The organism is Xanthomonas sp. D-36-1 (genome assembly GCF_017746155.1).
In the GTDB taxonomy this organism is placed as follows: Bacteria; Pseudomonadota; Gammaproteobacteria; order Xanthomonadales; family Xanthomonadaceae; genus Xanthomonas; species Xanthomonas cissicola.
In genome coordinates this window covers 1-2343 of record NZ_JAGHWR010000120.1, presented here as the reverse complement: position 1 = coordinate 2343, position 2343 = coordinate 1, and the positions used below count along the sequence as shown (strand labels likewise).

The 2343-nt window shown below is 54.7% G+C and carries 2 pseudogenes; one reads left to right on the top strand and one right to left on the bottom strand.

Annotated elements, in window-relative coordinates:
• Positions 1-186, bottom strand: a pseudogene (locus J7367_RS21680) (IS5/IS1182 family transposase); the annotation flags it as partial.
• A 2-nt stretch (positions 187-188) separates the two neighbouring features.
• Between J7367_RS21680 and J7367_RS21675 the strand changes: the two are divergent.
• Positions 189-2343 (top strand): annotated as a pseudogene (locus J7367_RS21675) (DNA helicase); the annotation flags it as partial.

The window sequence follows — 2343 nt, the reverse complement described above, 5'->3', positions numbered from 1 at the left end:
AATCCGCAACATCGTCGCCAGTGCGTACGGCTGCCGACCTGGCCGCCCCGACACTGGATAGTGCGGCGCGATCAGGGCAAGCAGTTGCTGCCACGGAACAACCTGCTCCATCTCGGCAAGAAAGATCTCGCGCCGGGTCTGCTTACGCTTGCCCAAGCCCTCAGCGTCACCGAACGTCAGCTGCATGGATGAATCCTCTACATAAGGCGATAGTGTCGCGCATCTGCGGTGAGTTGATCAGACCTTCCCTAGGGAAAGTCATTTTGATGGATCAAGAAAGCATCGTCCGGTACTGGCATGCGGTCGAGTTGTTGCAACCGCAATCAGCACCCAAGGTGAAAAAACGCAGTAATCGATACGAAGCGTTTATCCATGACACTCCAATTCAGCGCCCGCTACTTCCGTGGACCCCTGAAAGTATTGTCAGTAAACAGGACTTGCCCAAGAAGCGCATATGGAGCCACACGCTCTATGCTCATCTTTACGACAGTCGTCTCGTTGCCGAGAAGCTCGATGCGATGTTCGGCGCCGATCAGGGCTACCAAGAGCCCAAGTTTCGCGAGTCTGCCGTGTTTGCGGCAAAATTCACAATGGGAGGCCGACTCGTCGATGACAGTTTCGTGCTTTCAAGCGAAGCGTGGTTTCTTGGGCGGGTGTTGAATGGCAAGGATTGGACCAGAGGGTTCGAGACCGACCAAAAGACCATCAGGGAGCGCGCTAACAGTCAGTTCGAGGGGGAGGTATCAAGCGAAGGCTTGCGCGAACTGACTCACTGGACGCTCCAGTTCCTGGGGTTGGGGGACTTTTTTGGTGAGATGGACCACCATCGTTTTCGCTTTCGCTCACAACCAATAAAGCCCGACAAACCCGAGTCGGAAGATGATCCGCTGAATAGCTTTTTGCTGGACGATCTTGCAGATGTCGCCGATGCGATCTCTAGGGGGGTGAAAAGCGAACCACTGGATCAGTACCTGCGTCATCACGATCCAAAGCTTCGCCTGCATGTGGACGATCAGCGAGCGTCGCTGCCATTGATGGGGCGACTGATGCCGGATGCGTATGCCAGTAGCTGTTGGCCTACAGAACACCATTTGGGCCTGGTACATTCCCAACAGCTAGCCGTCAATACAATCCAGTCCACCCTTGCCGATGGTCAAGGGTTGCTTGGAGTCAATGGCCCCCCTGGTACGGGCAAGACGACGCTATTGCGCGACCTGATCGCAGCGATTATTACCAGCCGCGCCGATGCGCTTGCCAAGCTACGCCGCGCATCAGATGCATTCGCAAGCGATGGACGCGAAGCTGCCAACGACGGTGGTAAGCAGCAATACAGTTACAAGCTCAACCCTGCCCTGTATGGCTTCGAAATCGTGGTCGCTTCATCCAACAACGGCGCTGTAGAAAATGTGACGCTGGAACTGCCTCAGCGAGACAAGATTGATGAAAGCTGGTTGCCAGAAGCTGAGTACTTCGCGGAGCTGGGGGAGTTAGTCTCGGGCAAACCTGCGTGGGGATTGATTTCTGGTGCATTGGGGAGCAAGGAACGACGCAAAAAATTCGTAGATCGTTACTTCGATGGTCAGCTCCCGTTTGGCAGCAAAGACAAGGCTGCTGCGGAGGTAGAAGAGGAGATTGAGGTCGAGCCTGATGAGGAAGTCGACAACATTTTGGAGGCACTCTTTACGGCTCACTCTGCCGAGAAGGAAAACGCTGACGACAGCGAGAACCAGAGCGAAGATGCTCCACCCGAGGAAGAGAAGGGCCCGAAGGGGTTTCGGGGCTGGCTCAAAGTGAGTGCTGAGGCGAACGCGGTCCGCTCCCCAGAGCAACGTCAAGCGTTGTGGCAGCAAGCTGTGTCTGACTACGAGGCGGTCAAGGCGGAAGAACGCAAAGCATGCAATGACGCCAGTCGAATTCGTGAGCTGATCTTGGCCATCCTCAAAATCAGGAAGACGATTGCCGAAGACTCCGAAAAGCTCCGGGCATTCGAACAGTCACTGATTGAGGTAGCAAATAAACTCTCGCGCTTGGATAACGAGGAAGGTGGCCCCGCCAACATGGCGCTCAAGAAGTGTGTTGACGCGCTTGAGAAGGTGCCAAAAAAGCCCGGTTTTTGGTCAAATTTATTCAGTCTCGGAAATGCTCGACGCGACTGGAGGACTGCTCGGGAACTGCTAGAAAGCCAGCATGACATTGCTAAGGCTGAGTTCGCGCGGATCACGCGTCTCACTAAACAACTCGATAGCGATAAGGTCCAGGTGGAAGGGAAAATCGCTGAAGCGCGTCGAGTGCTTCAGGGATTGCAGCATCAGGACAAAACGCTTAAGGAAACTCTGAACAATC